Origin of the sequence: Enterobacter sp. IF2SW-B1 (assembly GCF_001743375.1) — a bacterium.
Taxonomy (GTDB): Bacteria; Pseudomonadota; Gammaproteobacteria; order Enterobacterales; family Enterobacteriaceae; genus Enterobacter; species Enterobacter bugandensis.
Genome location: NZ_MJAA01000005.1, coordinates 161,472 through 179,953, shown reverse-complemented (window position 1 = coordinate 179,953; position 18,482 = coordinate 161,472). Strand labels below are relative to the sequence as shown.

Below are 18,482 nucleotides of genomic sequence, written 5' to 3'. Positions count from 1 at the left end.
GTCAGAGCTGCTTCACTATCCCCAGACGTACGGCATAATCATTTTCATGGTTGCCGTCATTGTTGATATAGGTTTTATCCAGTGACACCAGCTCGACGTAAGGCGTCCAGCCATCGTCGAGTTGGTAGTTGAACGCAACGGTATGCTCCCAGTAGGTATCATCCCCGGTTCCCTGATCGACATTATCCTGCCAGCGGAAGCGCGGGTTGTAGGACATACCGAATTTGCCAATGTTGTACGCGAACCAAATGTCGAACTGGTGTGACTGACGGCGGGTATAGCCGCTGCCGTCGAGTTCTTTGTCGCTGTGCGCGTCATTGATGGTGTTATAACGGTAACGGGCGGAAAGATTCAGACCGTTATCAAACACTTTCCAGCCCTGAATGAAGGGGCGATAGTGGGTATTACTGGGGGTGAAAACCGTCACCATGCCAGGCGCAACGGCAAAGCCATTGCCCAGATTGAAGCGCCAGCGCGTTTCAATCTCCTGTGCCGCCTCCGTTAATCCTTTGTCATCGGGATTATTTCGGTCGGTATCACCAAAAAAGGTGTCGTTATGGTTTTGTGCGGCTTCAACGGAGAAGTAAAAACCGTTATCCGCCTGATGCATAACCTTAATACGAGAATCATTTACGTCAGAGTGCGTATTATGGCCAAAGCGAAGGTCGACGGACGTATTTCCGCACCATCCCTGTGTGCTCAATAATAATGCGCTAATACACGTTACTTTAATAATTGTCTTTTTCATCATGTCCTGCCGAGGTTATTTAATTGGCAGGACTATTTTTATTTTCGGTACGCCGTGATGTAAAAGTTATCGTCGTACATTTAGCGTATCGCTAAACATAAAAAAGGAGATACAGCATGCTGTATCTCATGACGTTTATTCCTGCACCCACCAGATGGCTTCAAATGGGCGCAGTTGCAGCGTATCGGGACGAGAGGGAACGTCCTCATAGTTGCTGAGTGCGACCTGCCATGCGTCCTGTACCGGGTCCGGCTGCCACTGCTGGCGCTCTCGGCTCAGGTTCGCCACCACCATCAGCGTCTGGCTCTGCCACTGGCGGCGATAGCACCACAGGGAAGGGTGTTCCGGCAGGAGATCTTCATAATCTCCCCACGTCAGCACCGGGAGGGTTTTGCGCAGACGAATCAGCGACTGATAGGTGTAGAACACTGAATCCGGGTCGTCCAGCGCCGTACGGGCATTCACGGTTTCATAGTTATCGCAGACCCCAATCCACGGCTCGCCCTCGGTAAAGCCCGCATTGTGCGACGCGTCCCACTGCATTGGGGTTCGCCCGTTATCGCGGGATTTACTCGCCAGAATCGCCAGTAATTCATCCGGCTCACGGCCATTGGCCCGCAGTTCGGCGAACATGTTCAGGCTTTCCACGTCGCGGTAGTCGGTGATGCGGCTGAAGTGCGGGTTGGTCATGCCCAGCTCTTCACCCTGGTAGATATACGGCGTGCCCTGCATGCCGTGCAGCACCATGCCGAGCATCTTTGCAGCGTGAACGCGGTATTCCCCTTCGTCGCCAAAGCGCGACACGATGCGCGGCTGGTCGTGGTTACACCAGAACAGCGCGTTCCAGGCTTTGTTGTGCATGCCCTGCTGCCAGTGACGGAAGAGGGTTTTCAGCGCCACAAAGTCCGGCTTTGCCTTCGTCCACTTTTCGCCGCCGGGGTAGTCCACCTTCAGGTGGTGGAAGTTAAAGGTCATCGACAGCTCGCGCCCGTCGAGCGACGCGTACTGCTGGCAGTTCTCCAGCGAGGTTGACGACATCTCGCCCACCGTCATCAGGTTGCGCGGGGTGAAGACGTCGCGGCTCATCTCCTGGAGATATTCGTGGATGCGCGGGCCGTCAGTGTAGAAGCGGCGACCGTCGCCAATGGTGTCGTCCGGGAAATCCTGATCTTTAGAGATGAGGTTAATCACGTCCAGACGCAAGCCGTCCACGCCGCGATCGGCCCAGAACTCGCATACCTTTTTCAGCTCGGCGCGCACCGCCGGGTTTTCCCAGTTGAGATCTGCCTGCTCGGGCGCGAAAAGGTGAAGATAATACTGCTCGCTCTCGGCGTGCCAGCGCCAGGCGTTGCCGCCAAACTTGGAGCGCCAGTTGTTGGGGAGCTGCTCCGGCGTGCCGTCGCGCCAGATGTAGAACTGGCGGTACGGGCTCGCTTTGTTCAGCGACTCGCGGAACCAGGCGTGCTGCGTGGAGGTATGGTTAAACACCATATCCAGCACGATGCGAATGCCGCGTTCGTGCGCTTCGGCAACCAGCTCGTCAAAGTCATCCAGCGTGCCAAAGGACGGGTCGATGGCGGTGTAATTCGCCACGTCGTAGCCGTTATCCACCTGCGGGGAAATATAAAACGGCGTCAGCCAGATGGCGTCGATGCCGAGGGTTTTCAGGTAATCCAGCCGCTGCGTCACGCCGCGCAGATCGCCGGTGCCGCTGCCGGTGGTGTCCTGAAAACTCTTTGGGTAAATCTGGTAGATGACGCCGTTCTGCCACCAGTGAGGAAGGGTATTCATAATGCGTTCCTGCAAATGCGAAGGGGCGCAACTGCGCCCCGAAAGATGAAGTTAAACAATCTGCAGCGTGCCCTGACGGAACTTACGCTGGTAAACCACGGTGGTGAGCGCCATGGGGACGATAATCGCCACCGCCATGGCCAGGGCAAACACTTGCCAGAAAGTAGGCTGGATGGAGAGGATCCCCGGCAGGCCGCCGACGCCAATCCCGTTCGCCATCACGCCGTTCAGGCCGCACAGCAGGCCCGCCAGGCCGGAGCCGATCATCGCGCAGAGCATCGGGAAGCGGTACTTCAGGTTGATGCCGTACATCGCCGGTTCGGTGACGCCGAGATAGGCGGAGATGGCCGCCGGAACGGAGATCTCACGCTCGTTGTGCTTACGGCTAACGATAATGATGCCGGTCACCGCAGAGGCCTGTGCGATGTTAGAGAGGGCGATAATCGGCCAGACCGGGGTACCGCCGAGGCTCTGGATCATCTGCATATCGATGGCCAGCGTGGTCTGGTGCACGCCGGTGATCACCAGCGGGGCATACAGGAAGCCAAACAGCGCGGCACCGATTGGCGCGAAACTGCCGGTCATCAGATGACGCACCGCGAAGGCCACGCCGTCGCCGATCATGCGGCCAAACGGACCGATAAAAGCGTGCGCCAGGAAGACGGCCAGGATCAGCGAGCAGACCGGCACCACCACCAGGTAGAGGTAATCCGGCACGATGCGCTTCAGACGCGTCTCAATAAAGCCCAGCGCCAGACCCGCCAGCAGGGCCGGAATGACCTGCGCCTGATAGCCCACCTTGGCGATGGTAAACAGGCCGAAGTTCCACACTTCCGGCACCTGCTGACCAAGTAAGTAAGCGTTCATTAACTGCGGAGAGACCAGCGTGACGCCCAGTACGATACCGAGAATTGGCGTACCGCCCATCTTGCGCACCGCGGACCAGCAAATCCCCACCGGCAGATAGAAGAAAATCGCCTCGCCAATCAGCCACAGGAAGTCATAGATGCTTTGCAGCGCCGGGTACATCTGCGCCAGGGTTTTACCGTCGCTCATTGGCACATCGCCGATGACGTTACGGAAGCCCAAAATTAAGCCCCCGCTGATCAGCGCCGGCAGCAGCGGGAAGAAGATTTCTGCAAAGTGGGAAATCAGCTGCTCGTGCCACTTCATATTCTGGCGCGCCGCCTTCTTCGCCTGCTCTTTATCGGCAGAAGAGTGTCCGGTGGTCGCCAGCAGAGCCTGATAGTAATCGCCCACTTCGGTACCAATCACCACCTGGAACTGTCCGGCGTTGGTGAAGCAGCCTTTCACCATGGAAAGCTCTTCAATCGCCTTCGGGTTGGCCCTGGCCGGATCGTTCAGCACGAAGCGCAGGCGGGTAATGCAATGGCTGACGGTGGCGATGTTCTCGCGGCCGCCGACCAGGACGATCAGCCGATCGATATCTGCTTGTTTGACTTTACTCATCATGAAACCTCATGACAGATGTTGAGGGGGGTAATGACCTGAGCGCAAGCCTACTCCTTCAGCGTGACGGCGAAAATGGGAACGTTCCCGAAATCGGGCGAAGATCACAATAAACGATTCAGGGGGGTTATGAGAGACGGGCAGGAATAACGATCTGGCGCGGCTCGCTCCGCCCGTTGATCTGCTCGATCAGCTGCGCGGCGGCCTGTCTGCCGGACTCGGCGTAGCCCGGATCGACGGTGATAATTTCAGGGTGCAGGAACTTCATCAGCGGCGTGCTGCCGACGCTCGCCACCTGCAGGTTATCAATGCGCTGCTCCTGCAGATACTTGCTGGCACCCAGCGCAAGGGTGTCCGTGGCGCACACCAGCGCGGTGGTCTGCGGCGTCAGGACGCTGGCGACCTGCTCGTAGCCCTGCTTCATGCCCAGCCCCGGCAGGGAGGCCACGGCAGGGAGATTGTGCTTTTTGCAAAAGGCCAGATAGGCCTCGTGGCGGCGCTTGCCGGTGGTAACGTCCGCGTGCGGCACGCCCAGATAGCTGATGTGGCGGTGGCCTTCTTCGTACAGGCGCTGCATCAGGGTGATAATCGCCCCCTCATCGTCATAACAGACGGAGGCAAAACCGTGGGCATCGCGCGCCAGCAGCACCAGCGACGGCTGCCAGTGTTTCAGCATCTCCTCGTCAATGCCGGTAAAACCAAACAGCACCACGCCGTCAATGTTACGGCGCTGGAGCATGCCGAGATGTTCTTCCACCAGCTGTGGCGAGAACTGGCTCTCCATCATGATCGGATCATAGCCCTGCTCGTAGAAGGCAGGCAGCATGGTCTGAACGGCGAGGTTTTCGGAGAGGGAATCCAGACGCGAAACGATGATCGCAACCACTTTATCGCTCTGCCCGCGCATAGCGCGCGCGGAGCGGGAAGGGGAAAAACCGTGCTGATTCATGACCGCCTCAACGCGCTCGCGGGTGCGTTCGCTGACGCCGCTTTCGTTGTTCAGCACGCGTGAGACGGTTGATTTCCCCACGCCGCTTAAACGCGCGATGTCTTTAATTGTAAGGCGGTTCTGCATGCTGTTTTCCCTGTAACAACGACAAAATGGTCAATTGAGCCTAATGCTATAGCGCGATTTCGCTATGGGCAAAGTCTGGTTTACGTACTGTTTATTTGCAGGCGCGTATAATACCGCCCGAATCGTCACAAAGGGTACGCTTAAATCTTTATACTGCGCGGCGACACCCTGTTTTTTTACTTACCGGAGGCTTTATGGATCCCGATCCCGCACCTCTCCTGAACGGGAGAATTTGTTCTTTCCGGTAAGCCAGCTTTTGCTGTCTCACCGGTAATGTGAGGCAGCAACGTCCCAAACGTTCCTGCTTGAAAAATTGAGTGCCTGACAGGTACGGCTTTGCCACGCCTGAAGGGAATGCTGCGTCCGCCTGGCGGATGCGGAGGAATGTCTATGTTTAAAAATATCACCCGGCAGCTGCAGGCGCTGCTGAGCCGCCATCTGCCACACCGTCTTGTTCAGCGCGATCCGCTGCCCAATGCCAAAAACATGGCGGGAGCGGCGATCCCGGCGTCCCTGACCGAACGCTGCCTGAACGTGGCGGCGATGGATGAAAACGAAGTCTGGCGCGCCTTTGGCGGCCATCCGGAAGGGCTGAACGCGTCTGAAGTGGAAAAAATCCGCGCCGTGCACGGCGATAACCAGATCCCGGCGCAGAAGCCCTCTCCGTGGTGGGTGCACCTGTGGCTCTGCTACCGCAACCCGTTCAACCTGCTGCTGACCGTGCTCGGCATCATCTCTTACGCGACGGAAGATCTCTTTGCCGCGGGCGTGATTGCCCTGATGGTGGGTATCTCTACGCTGCTGAACTTCATTCAGGAAGCCCGCTCCACCAAAGCGGCAGACGCCCTGAAGGCGATGGTCAGCAACACCGCGACCGTCTCGCGCGTGATTAACGACCTCGGCGAAAACGCCTGGGTGGAACTGCCCATTGACCAGCTGGTGCCGGGCGACCTGGTGAAGCTGGCGGCGGGAGACATGATCCCGGCGGATTTACGCATCATCCAGGCGCGGGATCTGTTCGTGGCGCAGGCCTCCCTGACCGGCGAGTCCCTGCCCGTTGAGAAGGTATCGCGCAGCCGCGACCCGCAGCAGATGAACCCGCTCGAGTGCGACACCCTGTGCTTTATGGGCACCACGGTGGTCAGCGGCACGGCGCAGGCAATTGTCACCGCCACCGGCGGCAATACCTGGTTTGGACAGCTTGCCGGGCGCGTCAGCGAGCAGGAGAGCGAGCCGAACGCGTTCCAGAAAGGGATTGGCCGCGTCAGCATGCTGCTGATCCGCTTTATGATGGTCATGACGCCGATTGTCCTGCTGATCAACGGCTACACCAAGGGCGACTGGTGGGAGGCGGCGCTGTTTGCGCTCTCCGTGGCCGTTGGCCTGACGCCGGAAATGCTGCCGATGATCGTCACCTCCACGCTGGCGCGCGGGGCGGTCAAACTCTCTAAACAAAAGGTGATCGTCAAACACCTCGACGCTATTCAGAACTTTGGCGCGATGGACATTCTCTGCACCGATAAAACCGGCACCCTGACGCAGGATAAAATCGTGCTGGAGAACCACACCGACATCGCCGGTAAAACCAGCGAGCGCGTGCTCCACAGCGCGTGGCTGAACAGCCACTACCAGACCGGGCTGAAAAACCTGCTCGACGTGGCGGTGCTGGAAGGCGTGGACGAGGAGGCCGCCCGTACGCTCTCCGGCCGCTGGCAGAAGGTGGACGAAATCCCGTTCGACTTCGAGCGCCGCCGCATGTCGGTGGTGGTCAGCGAGCAGCCGGACGTGCACCAGCTGATCTGCAAAGGCGCGCTGCAGGAGATCCTGAACGTCTCCACGCAGGTGCGCCATAACGGGGAGATCGTGCCGCTGGACGACACCATGCTGCGCCGCATCAAGCGCGTCACCGACAACCTGAACCGTCAGGGGCTGCGCGTGGTGGCGGTGGCGAGCAAATTCCTGCCCGCGCGGGAGGGGGACTATCAGCGTATCGACGAATCCGATTTGATCCTCGAGGGTTACATCGCATTCCTCGATCCGCCGAAAGAGACCACCGCACCGGCGCTGAAGGCGCTGAAGGCGAGCGGCATCACCGTCAAAATTCTCACCGGTGACAGCGAGCTGGTGGCGGCCAAAGTGTGTCACGAAGTGGGGCTGGACGCAGGCGACGTGGTGGTGGGGAGCGACATTGAGCACCTCACCGACGACGAACTGGCGCAGCTTGCCCAGCGCACGACGCTGTTTGCCCGCCTGACGCCGATGCACAAAGAGCGCATTGTGACGCTGCTGCGTCGTGAAGGGCACGTGGTGGGCTTTATGGGCGACGGCATCAACGATGCGCCCGCGCTGCGTGCGGCGGACATTGGCATCTCCGTGGACGGCGCGGTGGATATCGCCCGTGAAGCGGCGGATATCATCCTGCTGGAAAAGAGCCTGATGGTGCTGGAGGAGGGCGTCATTGAAGGGCGTCGTACCTTCGCCAACATGCTCAAATACATCAAAATGACCGCCAGCTCCAACTTCGGTAACGTCTTCAGCGTGCTGGTGGCGAGCGCGTTTCTGCCGTTCCTGCCGATGCTGCCGCTGCACCTGCTGATCCAGAACCTGATGTACGATGTCTCTCAGGTAGCGATCCCGTTTGATAACGTTGACGACGAGCAGATCCAGAAGCCGCAGCGCTGGAACCCCGCCGATCTGGGCCGCTTCATGCTGTTCTTTGGGCCGATCAGCTCCATCTTCGACATTCTGACCTTCTGCCTGATGTGGTTTGTGTTCCACGCCAACACCCCGGAACACCAGACGCTGTTCCAGTCCGGCTGGTTCGTGGTAGGTCTGCTGTCCCAGACGCTGATTGTGCATATGATCCGCACGCGCCGCATTCCGTTCATCCAGAGCCGTGCCGCGTGGCCGCTGATTGTGATGACGGGCATTGTGATGGCGCTCGGGATTGCGCTGCCGTTCTCGCCTCTTGCAGGTTACCTGCAACTTCAGGCGCTGCCGCTGAGCTACTTCCCGTGGCTAGTGGCGATCCTTGCGGGCTATATGGTGCTGACGCAGATGGTGAAAGGATTCTATGCGCGTCGATATGGGTGGCAGTAAGCTCATTTTGCCACAATCCAAACGTAGGCCGGGTAAGGCGAAGCCGCCACCCGGCATCTGGCTTTCCTCCCAAATTCAACAACCTGTGATCTCCGTCGGCGCATTCGCTTGACGACAATTTGTACGCATGTTAACAGAATGTTTTGCCTGTATTTGGCCCGTCAGATAAGGAACATTCATGTTACGGTACAGTCTCTTAACCGCCGGGCTTATGCTCGGCGCCTCCGCTTTTGCCGCGCCGGCAGGCGACCTTCCCCTGATGCCCTGGCCTGCGAAGGTTGAACGCCCGACGACGCAGGGCGCGCTGGTGCTTAACAATCAACTCTCCGTGAGCGTCAGCGGCGACGATCTGGGGGACGCGGTCAACCGCCTGCGCCAGCGCATTGCGCTGCAAACCGGCTGGACGCTACAGCCACAGGCCGAAAAACCTGACAAGCCGACCATCCGTATCGCCATCGCTAAAAAGGTGAAGCCGCAGCCGCTGCCGGACAGCGATGAGAGCTACAAACTCATAGTGGATGCCAACGGCGTGAACATCTCCGCTAACACCCGCTTTGGCGCATTGCGCGCAATGGAAACCTTGCTCCAGCTGATGCAGAACGGTGCCGAAAACACCTCGATTCCGTGGGTTACCATCGAAGATTCGCCGCGCTTCCCGTGGCGCGGGCTGCTGCTCGATTCGGCGCGCCATTTCATCCCGTTACCCGATATCAAGCGTCAGATCGACGGCATGGCTGCGGCCAAGCTCAACGTCCTGCACTGGCATCTGACTGACGATCAGGGCTGGCGCTTTACCTCGAAGCGTTATCCAAAATTAACCCAGCTTGCCAGCGACGGGCTGTTCTACACCCCTGAGCAGATGCGTGAGATTGTGCGTTACGCAGCCGAACGCGGCATACGCGTGGTGCCGGAAATCGATATGCCGGGCCACGCCTCAGCGATTGCCGTCGCCTATCCAGAGCTGATGAGCGCGCCGGGGCCGTACGCTATGGAGCGCCACTGGGGCGTACTAAAGCCTGTGCTGGATCCCACCAAAGAGGCGACCTACACCTTCGCCGACGCGATGGTCAGCGAACTGGCGGCGATCTTCCCCGATCCGTATCTGCATATCGGCGGCGATGAGGTGGACGACAGCCAGTGGAAGGCAAACGCGGCGATCCAGAGATTTATGCGCGACAACAAACTGGCGGACAACCACGCGCTGCAGGCGTATTTCAACCGCAAGCTGGAGACGATCCTTGAGAAGCACCACCGGCAGATGGTCGGCTGGGATGAGATCTACCATCCCGATCTGCCGAAAAGCATTCTGATCCAGTCCTGGCAGGGACAGGACGCGCTGGGGCAGGTGGCGCAGAACGGCTATAAGGGCATTCTCTCAACCGGCTTCTACCTCGACCAGCCCCAGTCCACCGCCTATCACTACCGCAACGAAATCGTGCCGCAGGGGCTGAATGGCGTGGACGTGATAGCGGACACCGACAGCGTTCAGAGCTGGGCTTTCTCCATGCCGCGCCTGAAGGGCAAGCCGGTAGAGGGAAGTTTTACGCTGGTGAAAGGCGACGCCGGCTGGCGCGGATTTATTGATTTTGCCGGGAAATCGCGTCGGGCGGTGAATAACATTCAGTGGCGCGACGACAACCAGGTGACCTTTACCGTCGACACCTGGATGGGTGAAACGCGCCCGGTGGTCAACGTTGATAACGACAAACTCACCGGCTATTTCCTGGTGGGAAACACCCGCTACCCGATTAGCGGCACGCGTCTGGACGACGTGCCGAAAGGTACCCCTCCGGTCGTGCCGGACGTGGCGAATCAGGCCAACCTGCTCGGCGGCGAAGCCGCGCTGTGGGCGGAAAACGTGGTCGCGCCGGTGCTGGACATCCGCCTGTGGCCGCGCGCCTTTGCGGTGGCGGAGCGGCTGTGGTCCGCGCAGGATGTCAACGACGTCGATAATATGTATACCCGCCTGCAGGCGATGGACAGCTGGTCGACGGTGTCCGTCGGGCTGCAGCAGCATACCCAGCAGCAGGTGCAGTTCACGCGCCTCGCTAACAGTGCCGACACCCTGCCGCTGCAAATCCTCGCTCAGGCGCTCGAGCCGGCCCAGTATTACACCCGCCAGCACCTGAAGTTCCAGGCCGGAAACTACCATCAGTTTGAGCCGCTTAACAGACTTGCAGATGCGTTGAACGCCGAAAGCGCCACCGTGCGCCAGATGCACAAGTGGGCGGACCGCCTGGTGAGCGACGCGGAAGACACGGAGAGCGCCGAGGCGCTGCGCCACGTCTTTAACCGCTGGCAGAACAACACCAGCGACGTGCTGGCCTTGAGCGAAAACAGCTATCAGCTGAAGGCCATTAAGCCGGTCATTCTGGAGGTGGATAAGCTGGCCTCGATTGGCCTGAGGCTGACGGATCTGGTGGCGCGTCAGGGGACGCTGGACGACAAAGAGATCGCGTCGATCCAGAGCGAGCTGGACAGCGCGGCGAAGGTGCAGGATGAGGTGGTGATTGCGGCGGTCTATCCGCTGGAGACGCTGCTACGCGCCACGCGAAATCAGTAACACACATGCCCGGTGGCGCTGCGCTTACCGGGCCTACGTGGTGTGTAGGCCCGGCAAACGCAGTGCCGCCGGGCGTAAAGGCCACTCAGTTCTTCAGAACCCACGCCTCTTTCCAGTGTGCGCCAACGCCTGGCTCATACTGGTTTGCGGTTGGGCTGTACTGCACGCAGAAGCCGCTGTACGGGAATGGCTTACATTCGTAGGTCTTACCGTCTTTAGGCTGAAGCACCACGGTACCTGCCTTGTACGACGCGATATTGTCCGGGAAGGTAAAGTCGTGGTGGCCGGTGCTATCCGCAGCGGCATCGCCTTCCAGCATCAGGTTCAGGACGTCCTGCGCGAACAGGGTGCCGTCTTTATTGGTCGCGTAGTATTTCAGCATGTGGTGACCGGCGGTCACGTCGGTCAGGGTCATGGTGACGTCCTGATTGCTGTTGTTCATGTCCTGCTTCAGGTAGCCTTTTTCCGCACCGTGGTGGTTCATCACGTGTGCTTCAAAATTCACGTCACCCTGCGTATTCACGTGGAAGGTCACGGTCGCGTTGCCATGTTCGATTTTGCTGTATTGCAGATCGGTAACGGCGATGGTTTCGCTCACCTGCGCTTTCTGCTCTTCATAAGAGATAGCAACGGACTGTAAGGTGCTGCCGTCTTTCACGAAGACGCTGTTGGCGCCGTGAACCGGGCTGACGTCACCGGCTTCATCCTTCACGCCGACGCGCACGTCGTGCTGCGCGGTGTTGATCTTCTGCGCCAGATCGTAGGACCACTGGTTAGCGTCGCCTTGTTCAGCAGAGCCGATGGTCATCTCGGTGCGCATGGCGGTCACTTCGCCGTGGGCGTCGAAGAAGCGTGCGATAACTTTATCGCCCACGTTCAGGTTATTACCGGCAATCTGGCCGCTCAGGGTTTTGCTCCACTCGGACACAACCGCAGGTGTTTCGTCCGGGGTAACGTTGCCGCCATTCCCGAAATCAACGTCGATAGCCTGATAGAAGCTGTTTGTGGTATCTGCAATTTCCCATACGCCGTAAATTACCTGATAACCTGTGCGTTCAGGAACATTACAGGTCATGGATTTAGTTACGGCTGGCGCCTGGCTATTTCCGTTAATTGTACAGAACGGGGTTAATTCAAACTGATCGCGAGTTAGCGGTTTATTTGGATCCCAGTTTTGTTTGGTAATGTAATAACGCCAGTTGGTAGTTTTGTGCGGCGCAGTATGGTGCCAGACAAATTCATGCGGGCCCGCGGTCATCGGGTTTTTAGTCCACGCATTCAGGCTCTGCTTATCCAGCTGAGAATATTGAGAGATACCCGCGCTGGCGAGGTGTCCGTCTGCTGGCTCTGCCCCGGTCGGGAAGCCGGAGGTTTTCTCTACGCTCTGCGGTTCATACTGTACGGAGCCGCAATCAATATTTTGACCCAGCTTACACATATAGGCGCGGCTGGCAGGAGATTCAATATATCCGTGAGCAAATGCCGAAGATGCAACGGTCACTGTTGCGAGGGCAAGTGCAATTTTTGAAAGTTTCATTACTCATCCATTATTAGAGAATATTACTAGGCGAGGGAGAGTCTAATAATGGATCTGGCTCTGTGTCATTTTACCCGGAGAGTAAAAATAACCGAAATAAAAAAGGCAGCCCGAGCTGCCTTCTGTTTATTGAAATGTATTAACGACGTACGGCGATCGCTTCAATTTCAATTTTCACGTCTTTTGGCAGACGCGCCACTTCCACGCAGGAGCGCGCCGGGAAGGTGGCGTTGTGCTCGGTGAAGAACGCTTCGTAAGTGGCGTTAACGGTGGCGAAGTCGTTCAGATCTTTCACGAACACCGTCGTTTTGACGATATCACCCACTTTCAGGCCCGCAGATTCAACGATCGCCTGCACGTTTTCCAGCGACTGACGCGCCTGCGCCGCCACGTCGGCCGGTACTTCACCGGTTTTCGGGTTTACCGGGATCTGGCCAGAGGTGATGATCATGCTGCCCAGATCAACGCCCTGAACGTATGGGCCGATAGCCGCTGGTGCATTTTCCGTCGCGAGTACTTTGCTCATTTTTTCTCCAGAATTACAGCGTTAAGAATGTTCCCGGCCATTATAACAGCCGGGATTTCATTACCAACCTCAATTAGTTGGCCAGCACCACATAATGGGAAAACTCTTTTTCGCAGTATTTGCATTTGAGTGCGATGTCATTGGCGCGCTTTTTCACTGCAAAGCTGGAGGAAACCGGCTCGGCATGGCTGATGCAGTTGCTGTTCGGGCAGACCAGCACGCTTTCGATACGCTCCGGCAGGCTCGGGCGGGATTTGCCCACCACGTCGTAATCGTCGATGCGGTTAATCGTGGCGTCCGGCGCGTACAGCGACAGCTGGTTGACCTGCTCGTCGGTCAGGAAGGTGTTCTCGATCTTGATCAGATCTTTACGGCCCATTTCGCCGGACGGCAGGTTCAGGCCGATGGTGATGCGCTGGTCGGTTTCGGTCAGTTTGAACAGCGTCAGCAGCTTAAAGCCCACCTGCGCAGGGATGTGGTCAATCACGGTGCCACGCTTGATGGCTTCAACCTGGAGTTTGTTATCGTGTGTCATGGTCGTCTCCCCTTACAGAGCTAATTCGCGATTCAGTACCAGTGCCAGTAACGCCTGGCGAGCGAAGATGCCGTTTCCGGCCTGCTGGAAGTACCAGGCGTGCGGCGTTTTATCCACGTCGGTGGCAATCTCATCGATGCGCGGCAGCGGGTGCAGCACCTTCATGTTGTCGCGTGCGCCGTCGAGATCGCTGGCGCGCAGCACGAACTGCGCCTTCACGTTGGCGTATTCGGACGGATCCAGACGCTCTTTCTGCACGCGGGTCATATAGAGAATATCCACGTTGCCCACCACCTCTTCGATGCTGGCGTGCAGGCTCCACGTAATGCCTTTCTCGTCCAGCATGTCGAGGATGTACTGCGGCATCGCCAGCGCGTCCGGGGCGATGAAGAAGAAGCGGTTGCCGCTAAATTTCGCCAGCGCCTGGGTCAGGGAGTGGACGGTGCGGCCGTACTTCAGGTCGCCGACCATGGCGATGTTCAGGTTTTCAAGCGTGCCCTGCGTCTCCTGAATGGTGAACAGGTCCAGCAGGGTCTGCGTCGGATGCTGGTTGGCACCGTCACCGGCGTTCAACACCGGAATGCCGCCGGAAAACTCGGTGGCCAGACGCGCCGCGCCCTCCTGCGGGTGGCGCATCACAATCGCGTCCACGTAGGTGCTGATCACTGAAATGGTATCCGCCAGGGTTTCGCCTTTTTTGCCCAGCGACGTGTTGCTGCTGTCCGAGAAGCCCACCACGCTCGCGCCCAGGCGGTGCATGGAGGTTTCAAAGGAGAGGCGGGTGCGCGTCGAGGCTTCAAAGAAACAGCTCGCGATCACCTTGTGCTTCAGCAGCTCTGGCTGCGGATTGGCCTTCAGTTTTGCCGCGGTTTCCAGAACCAGTTCCAGCTCTTCGCGGCTGAGGTCGTTTATGGAAATGATGTGTTTTTGATAAAGCGGATTCATGTTTATCTCCTGACGCCGGGCAAAAAAAAGCCCCTCAAATGAGGGGCTCTGGGAATAGGTTTAGCAACGGGAAGAAAAACGGCAGGCCAGCGTCTGATTTCAGACGCGGTAAGACGTTATGTCGTACACGCTTGACCATGCTTCCTCCCGGCAAATTGTCGGGCATTATACGCAGCTCGTTTTTGGGATCAAGCGATTTAATGCACGCTTTACTCAATGCAAACGGTTCTTTATGAATATTAATGCATTCTGAGTAAATAATTAATTTGCTTGTGCACCAGCGCGGTACGCTTCACCACCCGGGGCGCGACCCAGACGATACTGCTTCCCGCCACCACGCCTAAAATTTCCGGTAACTGGTGATAATCCAGAATACGCGCCACCGCGCGGCCATATCCGGCAACGGTATGAATAAGGATAAATTCGCTATTGTGCTCCACGCTTACCACCATTTCGGAGACGGTACGCGCGGCGTCGGGGGCAGGGCGCAGCTGGGGATTCAGCGAATAAATCTTTAGCCCTTTGGCATTGCGAATTTTTATGACGCCAAGCAGCTTGAGCAGACGTGAAACGGTGGACTGGCTGATGGTCTCAAAACCCCGCTCCTGCAAGTCGCGGCGGATCTCTTCCTGAGAGAGATAGCTCTTTTCCGCGATCAGACGCTGGCAGACCGTTAGCTGTAGTTGCTCTTTGGGAGAGTACTCTTCGTAATCCATCATAGTTCCCATATCAGTTCCCGAAATAACCGGTGGCACCGCACCGATCCGTAGGCCGGATAAGCGCAGCGCCATCCGGCAAATCACAACAACGCGCCCAGGCTTAACGCCACCATAATCACCACCGTCAAAATCCCCAGCAGCGGCGCGACCCATTTCAGATAACGCACGTAGGGCACGCGGGCGATAGCCAGCCCGCCCATCACGACGGCAGAGGTGGGGGTGATAAGGTTAACGATGCCGGACGCCGACTGGTAAGCCGTAACCACCAGGTCGCGGTTGACGTTAGCGAAATCGGCAAGGGGCGCCATGATCGGCATCGTCAGAACGGCCAGGCCGGACGAAGAAGGCACAAGAAACGACAGCACCACCTCCAGCCAGTACATCACGTTAATGAACGCCACCGTCGACAATCCGGTGACCATCCCCTCGGCGCTGTGCAAAATGGTGTGGGTAATCATGCCCTTATCCATAATCACTACGATACCGCGCGCGATGCCGATAATCAGCGCGACGCCCAGCAAATCTCGCGCGCCGTTGATAAACGTCGACGTCAGCTCCTCTTCGCTCATGCGGGCGATAAGCCCAACGATAATGGCGCTGGCGAGGAACACCGCCGAGATCTCCGCCATCCACCAACCCAGCACCGCCACGCCGTAGATCATCACCGCGAAGGCGAGGGCGAAAATCACCAGGATGAGTTTGCGCACCGGGGTAAATTCCAGCGACTGCTCGCCCTTGTTGCCGAGGAAGTGGGCGAGGTTCTCTTCCTGTTTATCCGCCACGATCGACAGCGACGGATCTTTGCGCACCTTACGGGCATAGCGCATCACCCACGCCACGCAGATGATCCAGCCGATGACCAGCAGCGCGATGCGCAGCATGATCCCATTGGTGAAGGGGATCCCGGCGGCGTTGGCGGCGATCACCGTCGCGAACGGGTTAATGGTGGATCCGAGCGTGCCGATCCCCGCCCCGAGCAGTACGGTGGACGCGGCAACCACCGGATCGAACCGCGCCGCCAGCATCACCGGCACCAGTAAGGTATAGAAGGGCAGCGACTCTTCGGCCATGCCGTAAATCGTGCCGCCTGCGGCAAACAGCGCCATCAGGATCGGGATCATCCACTCTTCGCGCCCGCGCAGCTTAGTGGTGACGCGCTCGATCCCGGCGTCAATTGCCCCGGTTTTGGTGACGATCCCGAGAAATCCCCCGATGATCAGGATAAACAGCGCGACGTCGATCGCCCCGGCCTGGCCGGACTCCGGATCGTACAGTCCGGCAATCGGGGCCATCAGCACCGACACCAGCCCCTGCGGGTGCGATGCCACGTGCGCATAGGTGCCGGCAACCGGCACCTCTTTGCCGAGCGCCTCGTTCATCGCCATATGGTACTGCCCGGCCGGAACAATCCACGTCAGCACGGCAACCACGGCAATCAGAAAAAAGAGAATGGTGTAAGCGGAGGGAAACTTGAACTTGCCCATGATGTTCTCCTGAAACCCGGCGCACCCCGCGGCGCGCCGGGCGGTGATTAGTCGCCGAGTGTCGCCACCATGACCGCCTTAATGGTGTGCATGCGGTTTTCTGCTTCGTCAAAGACGATGGAGTTCGGTGATTCAAAGACCTCTTCCGTCACCTCCAGCCCCTTCAGGCCGTACGCCATCTCGATCTCGCGGCCCACTTTAGTGTGCTCGTTGTGGAACGCGGGCAGGCAGTGCATGAACTTGACGTTCGGGTTGCCGGTGGCCTTCATGACGTCCGCGTTGATTTGATATGGCTTCATCAGGCTGACGCGCTCGGCCCAGGCCTCCTTCGGCTCGCCCATGGAGACCCACACGTCGGTGTAGAGGAAATCGGTGCCGTGCACGCCTTCTTCCACGTCGTCGGTTAGGGTGATGCGTGCGCCCGTTTCTTTGGCGATGGCGCGGCACTGCTCAACCAGCCCGGCTTCCGGCCAGAAGGATTTCGGTGCCACGAGGCGGATATCCATCCCCATCTTGGCCGCGCCGACCATCAGGGAGTTGCCCATGTTATTCCGCGCGTCGCCGAGATAGGCAAAGCTCAGCTCCGGCAGGGTTTTGCCCGGGGAGTGCTCCAGCATGGTCATCAGGTCGGCGAGGATTTGGGTTGGGTGGAACTCGTCGGTCAGGCCGTTCCACACCGGCACACCCGCGTACTCGCCCAGCTCCTCGACGATGGCCTGGCCGTAGCCACGGTACTCGATGCCGTCATACATGCGGCCCAGCACGCGGGCGGTGTCTTTCATCGACTCTTTATGGCCGATCTGCGACCCGCTTGGGCCGAGGTAGGTGACCTGCGCGCCCTGGTCAAACGCGCCCACTTCGAAGGCGCAGCGGGTGCGGGTGGAGGTTTTTTCAAAGATCAGGGCGATGTTTTTCCCGACCAGCGTCTGCTTTTCGCGCCCGGCTTTTTTGGCCGCCTTCAGCTCGATGGCGAGGTCGATCAGGTACTGAATTTCCGCCGGGGTGTAGTCCAGCAGTTTGAGGAAGTTGCGGTTTTTCAGGTTGATGGTCATGGCTAAATCCTTTTTAAAATGAGTGATCAGTTACGAATCAGCGTGCCTTTCTCGCCCGCCAGGATCTCCGCGCCGTCGGCCAGCGCGCCGATCCCGGCAATGCCGTTGCAGGCCTCAACAAACTCGCGGCAGGCGGCGACCTTCGGCCCCATCGATCCGGCGTCGAACGGCATGTCTTTAAGCAGTTCCGGCGTCACCTGCGCCAGCGGGCGCTGGGTCGGCTTGCCCCAGTCGAGGTACACTGCGTCGGCATCGGTGAGGATCAGCAGGGCGTCGGCCTCGATCTGGCGCGCCAGCAGGGCGGCGGAGAGGTCTTTGTCGATCACCGCCTCAACGCCGCGATAGCCGTTGGCGTTCTCCACTACCGGCACGCCGCCGCCGCCGTTGCAGATGACCAGGTGGTCGCGCTGGATCAGCGCCGTGATGGCGTCGCTCTCCACGATGCGCTTCGGCTGCGGAGAGGGCACCACGCGGCGGAAATAGGTGCCGTCGGCCCTGAACGTCCAGCCTTTTTCTGCGGCCAGCGCTTTCGCCTGGGCCTCGCTGTACACCGGGCCGATGTACTTGGTCGGGTTGCTAAAGGCCGGATCGGCGGCGTCCACTTCCACCTGGGTGAGCAGGACGCTCACCTCACGCTGGGGCAGATTGTTTTTCAGCGCCTGCTGGAGCATGTAGCCGATCATCCCCTGGCTTTCCGCGCCGAGAACGTCCAGCGGGTAGGGCGTCACTTTGTCGTAGGCGCTGTTCTGCAATGCCAACAGCCCGACCTGCGGCCCGTTGCCGTGCACCAGCACCACGCGCCACTGTTCTGTTAATCCGGCGATGGTGCGGGCGGCCTGCTCAATGTTCTGACGCTGGATATCCGCTTCCAGCGGCTCGCCGCGCTTGAGCAGCGCGTTGCCGCCCAGGGCCACAACCAGAGTGGGTTTTCGTTCCAT

Annotated in this window: 15 protein-coding genes and 1 pseudogene; 3 read left to right on the top strand and 13 right to left on the bottom strand. The window is 58.8% G+C overall.

The features are described from left to right. Position 1: 1 nt before the first annotated feature. From A6013_RS12555 to treR, 4 genes are all read right to left on the bottom strand, one after another. On the bottom strand, positions 2–748 hold the full coding sequence (locus A6013_RS12555) for an oligogalacturonate-specific porin KdgM family protein (protein ID WP_069733214.1): 747 nt from the start codon (positions 746–748) through the stop codon (positions 2–4). A gap of 135 nt (positions 749–883) precedes the next feature. After that, positions 884–2,539, bottom strand: a complete 1,656-nt coding sequence (gene treC / locus A6013_RS12550; protein WP_069733180.1) for an alpha,alpha-phosphotrehalase — start codon at positions 2,537–2,539, stop codon at positions 884–886. Between the two features lie 51 nt (positions 2,540–2,590). After that, the gene (treB, locus tag A6013_RS12545; protein WP_028015311.1) at positions 2,591–4,009 is read right to left on the bottom strand and encodes a PTS trehalose transporter subunit IIBC; all 1,419 of its coding nucleotides are present in this window, start codon (positions 4,007–4,009) and stop codon (positions 2,591–2,593) included. 127 nt (positions 4,010–4,136) lie between these two features. Next, positions 4,137–5,084, bottom strand: a complete 948-nt coding sequence (gene treR / locus A6013_RS12540) for a trehalose operon repressor TreR (RefSeq protein WP_028015312.1) — start codon at positions 5,082–5,084, stop codon at positions 4,137–4,139. 390 nt (positions 5,085–5,474) lie between these two features. Here treR and mgtA point away from each other — a divergent pair, with 390 nt between their 5' ends. Further along, on the top strand, positions 5,475–8,183 hold the full coding sequence (gene mgtA / locus A6013_RS12535; RefSeq protein ID WP_045259608.1) for a magnesium-translocating P-type ATPase: 2,709 nt from the start codon (positions 5,475–5,477) through the stop codon (positions 8,181–8,183). 178 nt (positions 8,184–8,361) lie between these two features. Next, complete coding sequence (locus A6013_RS12530; protein ID WP_069733179.1) at positions 8,362–10,746, top strand: beta-N-acetylhexosaminidase; 2,385 nt, start codon at positions 8,362–8,364, stop codon at positions 10,744–10,746. An 85-nt stretch (positions 10,747–10,831) separates the two neighbouring features. Here A6013_RS12530 and gbpA read toward each other — a convergent pair whose 3' ends face one another. The 5 genes from gbpA to A6013_RS25240 form a co-directional block, all read right to left on the bottom strand. After that, on the bottom strand, positions 10,832–12,283 hold the full coding sequence (gene gbpA / locus A6013_RS12525; protein WP_069733178.1) for an N-acetylglucosamine-binding protein GbpA: 1,452 nt from the start codon (positions 12,281–12,283) through the stop codon (positions 10,832–10,834). Positions 12,284–12,422: 139 nt separating this feature from the next. Next, positions 12,423–12,809, bottom strand: a complete 387-nt coding sequence (gene ridA / locus A6013_RS12520) for a 2-iminobutanoate/2-iminopropanoate deaminase (protein ID WP_003863373.1) — start codon at positions 12,807–12,809, stop codon at positions 12,423–12,425. A gap of 73 nt (positions 12,810–12,882) precedes the next feature. Further along, entirely contained in the window at positions 12,883–13,344 is a 462-nt protein-coding gene (gene pyrI / locus A6013_RS12515) for an aspartate carbamoyltransferase regulatory subunit (protein ID WP_069733177.1), read from the bottom strand. A gap of 12 nt (positions 13,345–13,356) precedes the next feature. Further along, positions 13,357–14,289, bottom strand: a complete 933-nt coding sequence (gene pyrB / locus A6013_RS12510; protein ID WP_028015316.1) for an aspartate carbamoyltransferase — start codon at positions 14,287–14,289, stop codon at positions 13,357–13,359. Between the two features lie 34 nt (positions 14,290–14,323). Beyond that, complete coding sequence (locus A6013_RS25240) at positions 14,324–14,428, bottom strand: pyrBI operon leader peptide (protein ID WP_022646880.1); 105 nt, start codon at positions 14,426–14,428, stop codon at positions 14,324–14,326. Here A6013_RS25240 and A6013_RS26810 point away from each other — a divergent pair. Beyond that, positions 14,408–14,525 (top strand): annotated as a pseudogene (locus A6013_RS26810) (hypothetical protein). The gene A6013_RS25240 and the pseudogene A6013_RS26810 overlap by 21 nt on opposite strands. Positions 14,526–14,528: 3 nt before the next feature. Here A6013_RS26810 and A6013_RS12505 read toward each other — a convergent pair. The 4 genes from A6013_RS12505 to arcC all read right to left on the bottom strand — a co-directional run bounded on the left by A6013_RS12505 (position 14,529) and on the right by arcC (position 18,482). Beyond that, a complete protein-coding gene (locus tag A6013_RS12505) occupies positions 14,529–15,008 on the bottom strand; it encodes an arginine repressor (protein WP_028015317.1) in 480 nt (159 codons plus the stop codon). A gap of 80 nt (positions 15,009–15,088) precedes the next feature. Then, complete coding sequence (locus tag A6013_RS12500; protein WP_045259604.1) at positions 15,089–16,492, bottom strand: YfcC family protein; 1,404 nt, start codon at positions 16,490–16,492, stop codon at positions 15,089–15,091. A gap of 47 nt (positions 16,493–16,539) precedes the next feature. Continuing rightward, the gene (gene argF, locus A6013_RS12495) at positions 16,540–17,544 is read right to left on the bottom strand and encodes an ornithine carbamoyltransferase (protein ID WP_041911441.1); all 1,005 of its coding nucleotides are present in this window, start codon (positions 17,542–17,544) and stop codon (positions 16,540–16,542) included. A 26-nt stretch (positions 17,545–17,570) separates the two neighbouring features. Beyond that, a complete protein-coding gene (arcC, locus tag A6013_RS12490; RefSeq protein ID WP_069733176.1) occupies positions 17,571–18,482 on the bottom strand; it encodes a carbamate kinase in 912 nt (303 codons plus the stop codon).

Bases quoted from the DNA above. Each gene is read 5' to 3' on its own strand.
- A6013_RS12555 (WP_069733214.1), bottom strand. From the start codon at position 748: ATGAAAAAGACAATTATTAAAGTAACGTGTATTAGCGCATTATTATTG.
- treC (WP_069733180.1), bottom strand. From the start codon at position 2,539: ATGAATACCCTTCCTCACTGGTGGCAGAACGGCGTCATCTACCAGATT.
- treB (WP_028015311.1), bottom strand. From the start codon at position 4,009: ATGAGTAAAGTCAAACAAGCAGATATCGATCGGCTGATCGTCCTGGTC.
- treR (WP_028015312.1), bottom strand. From the start codon at position 5,084: ATGCAGAACCGCCTTACAATTAAAGACATCGCGCGTTTAAGCGGCGTG.
- mgtA (WP_045259608.1), top strand. From the start codon at position 5,475: ATGTTTAAAAATATCACCCGGCAGCTGCAGGCGCTGCTGAGCCGCCAT.
- A6013_RS12530 (WP_069733179.1), top strand. From the start codon at position 8,362: ATGTTACGGTACAGTCTCTTAACCGCCGGGCTTATGCTCGGCGCCTCC.
- gbpA (WP_069733178.1), bottom strand. From the start codon at position 12,283: ATGAAACTTTCAAAAATTGCACTTGCCCTCGCAACAGTGACCGTTGCA.
- ridA (WP_003863373.1), bottom strand. From the start codon at position 12,809: ATGAGCAAAGTACTCGCGACGGAAAATGCACCAGCGGCTATCGGCCCA.
- pyrI (WP_069733177.1), bottom strand. From the start codon at position 13,344: ATGACACACGATAACAAACTCCAGGTTGAAGCCATCAAGCGTGGCACC.
- pyrB (WP_028015316.1), bottom strand. From the start codon at position 14,289: ATGAATCCGCTTTATCAAAAACACATCATTTCCATAAACGACCTCAGC.
- A6013_RS25240 (WP_022646880.1), bottom strand. From the start codon at position 14,428: ATGGTCAAGCGTGTACGACATAACGTCTTACCGCGTCTGAAATCAGAC.
- A6013_RS12505 (WP_028015317.1), bottom strand. From the start codon at position 15,008: ATGATGGATTACGAAGAGTACTCTCCCAAAGAGCAACTACAGCTAACG.
- A6013_RS12500 (WP_045259604.1), bottom strand. From the start codon at position 16,492: ATGGGCAAGTTCAAGTTTCCCTCCGCTTACACCATTCTCTTTTTTCTG.
- argF (WP_041911441.1), bottom strand. From the start codon at position 17,544: ATGACCATCAACCTGAAAAACCGCAACTTCCTCAAACTGCTGGACTAC.
- arcC (WP_069733176.1), bottom strand. From the start codon at position 18,482: ATGGAACGAAAACCCACTCTGGTTGTGGCCCTGGGCGGCAACGCGCTG.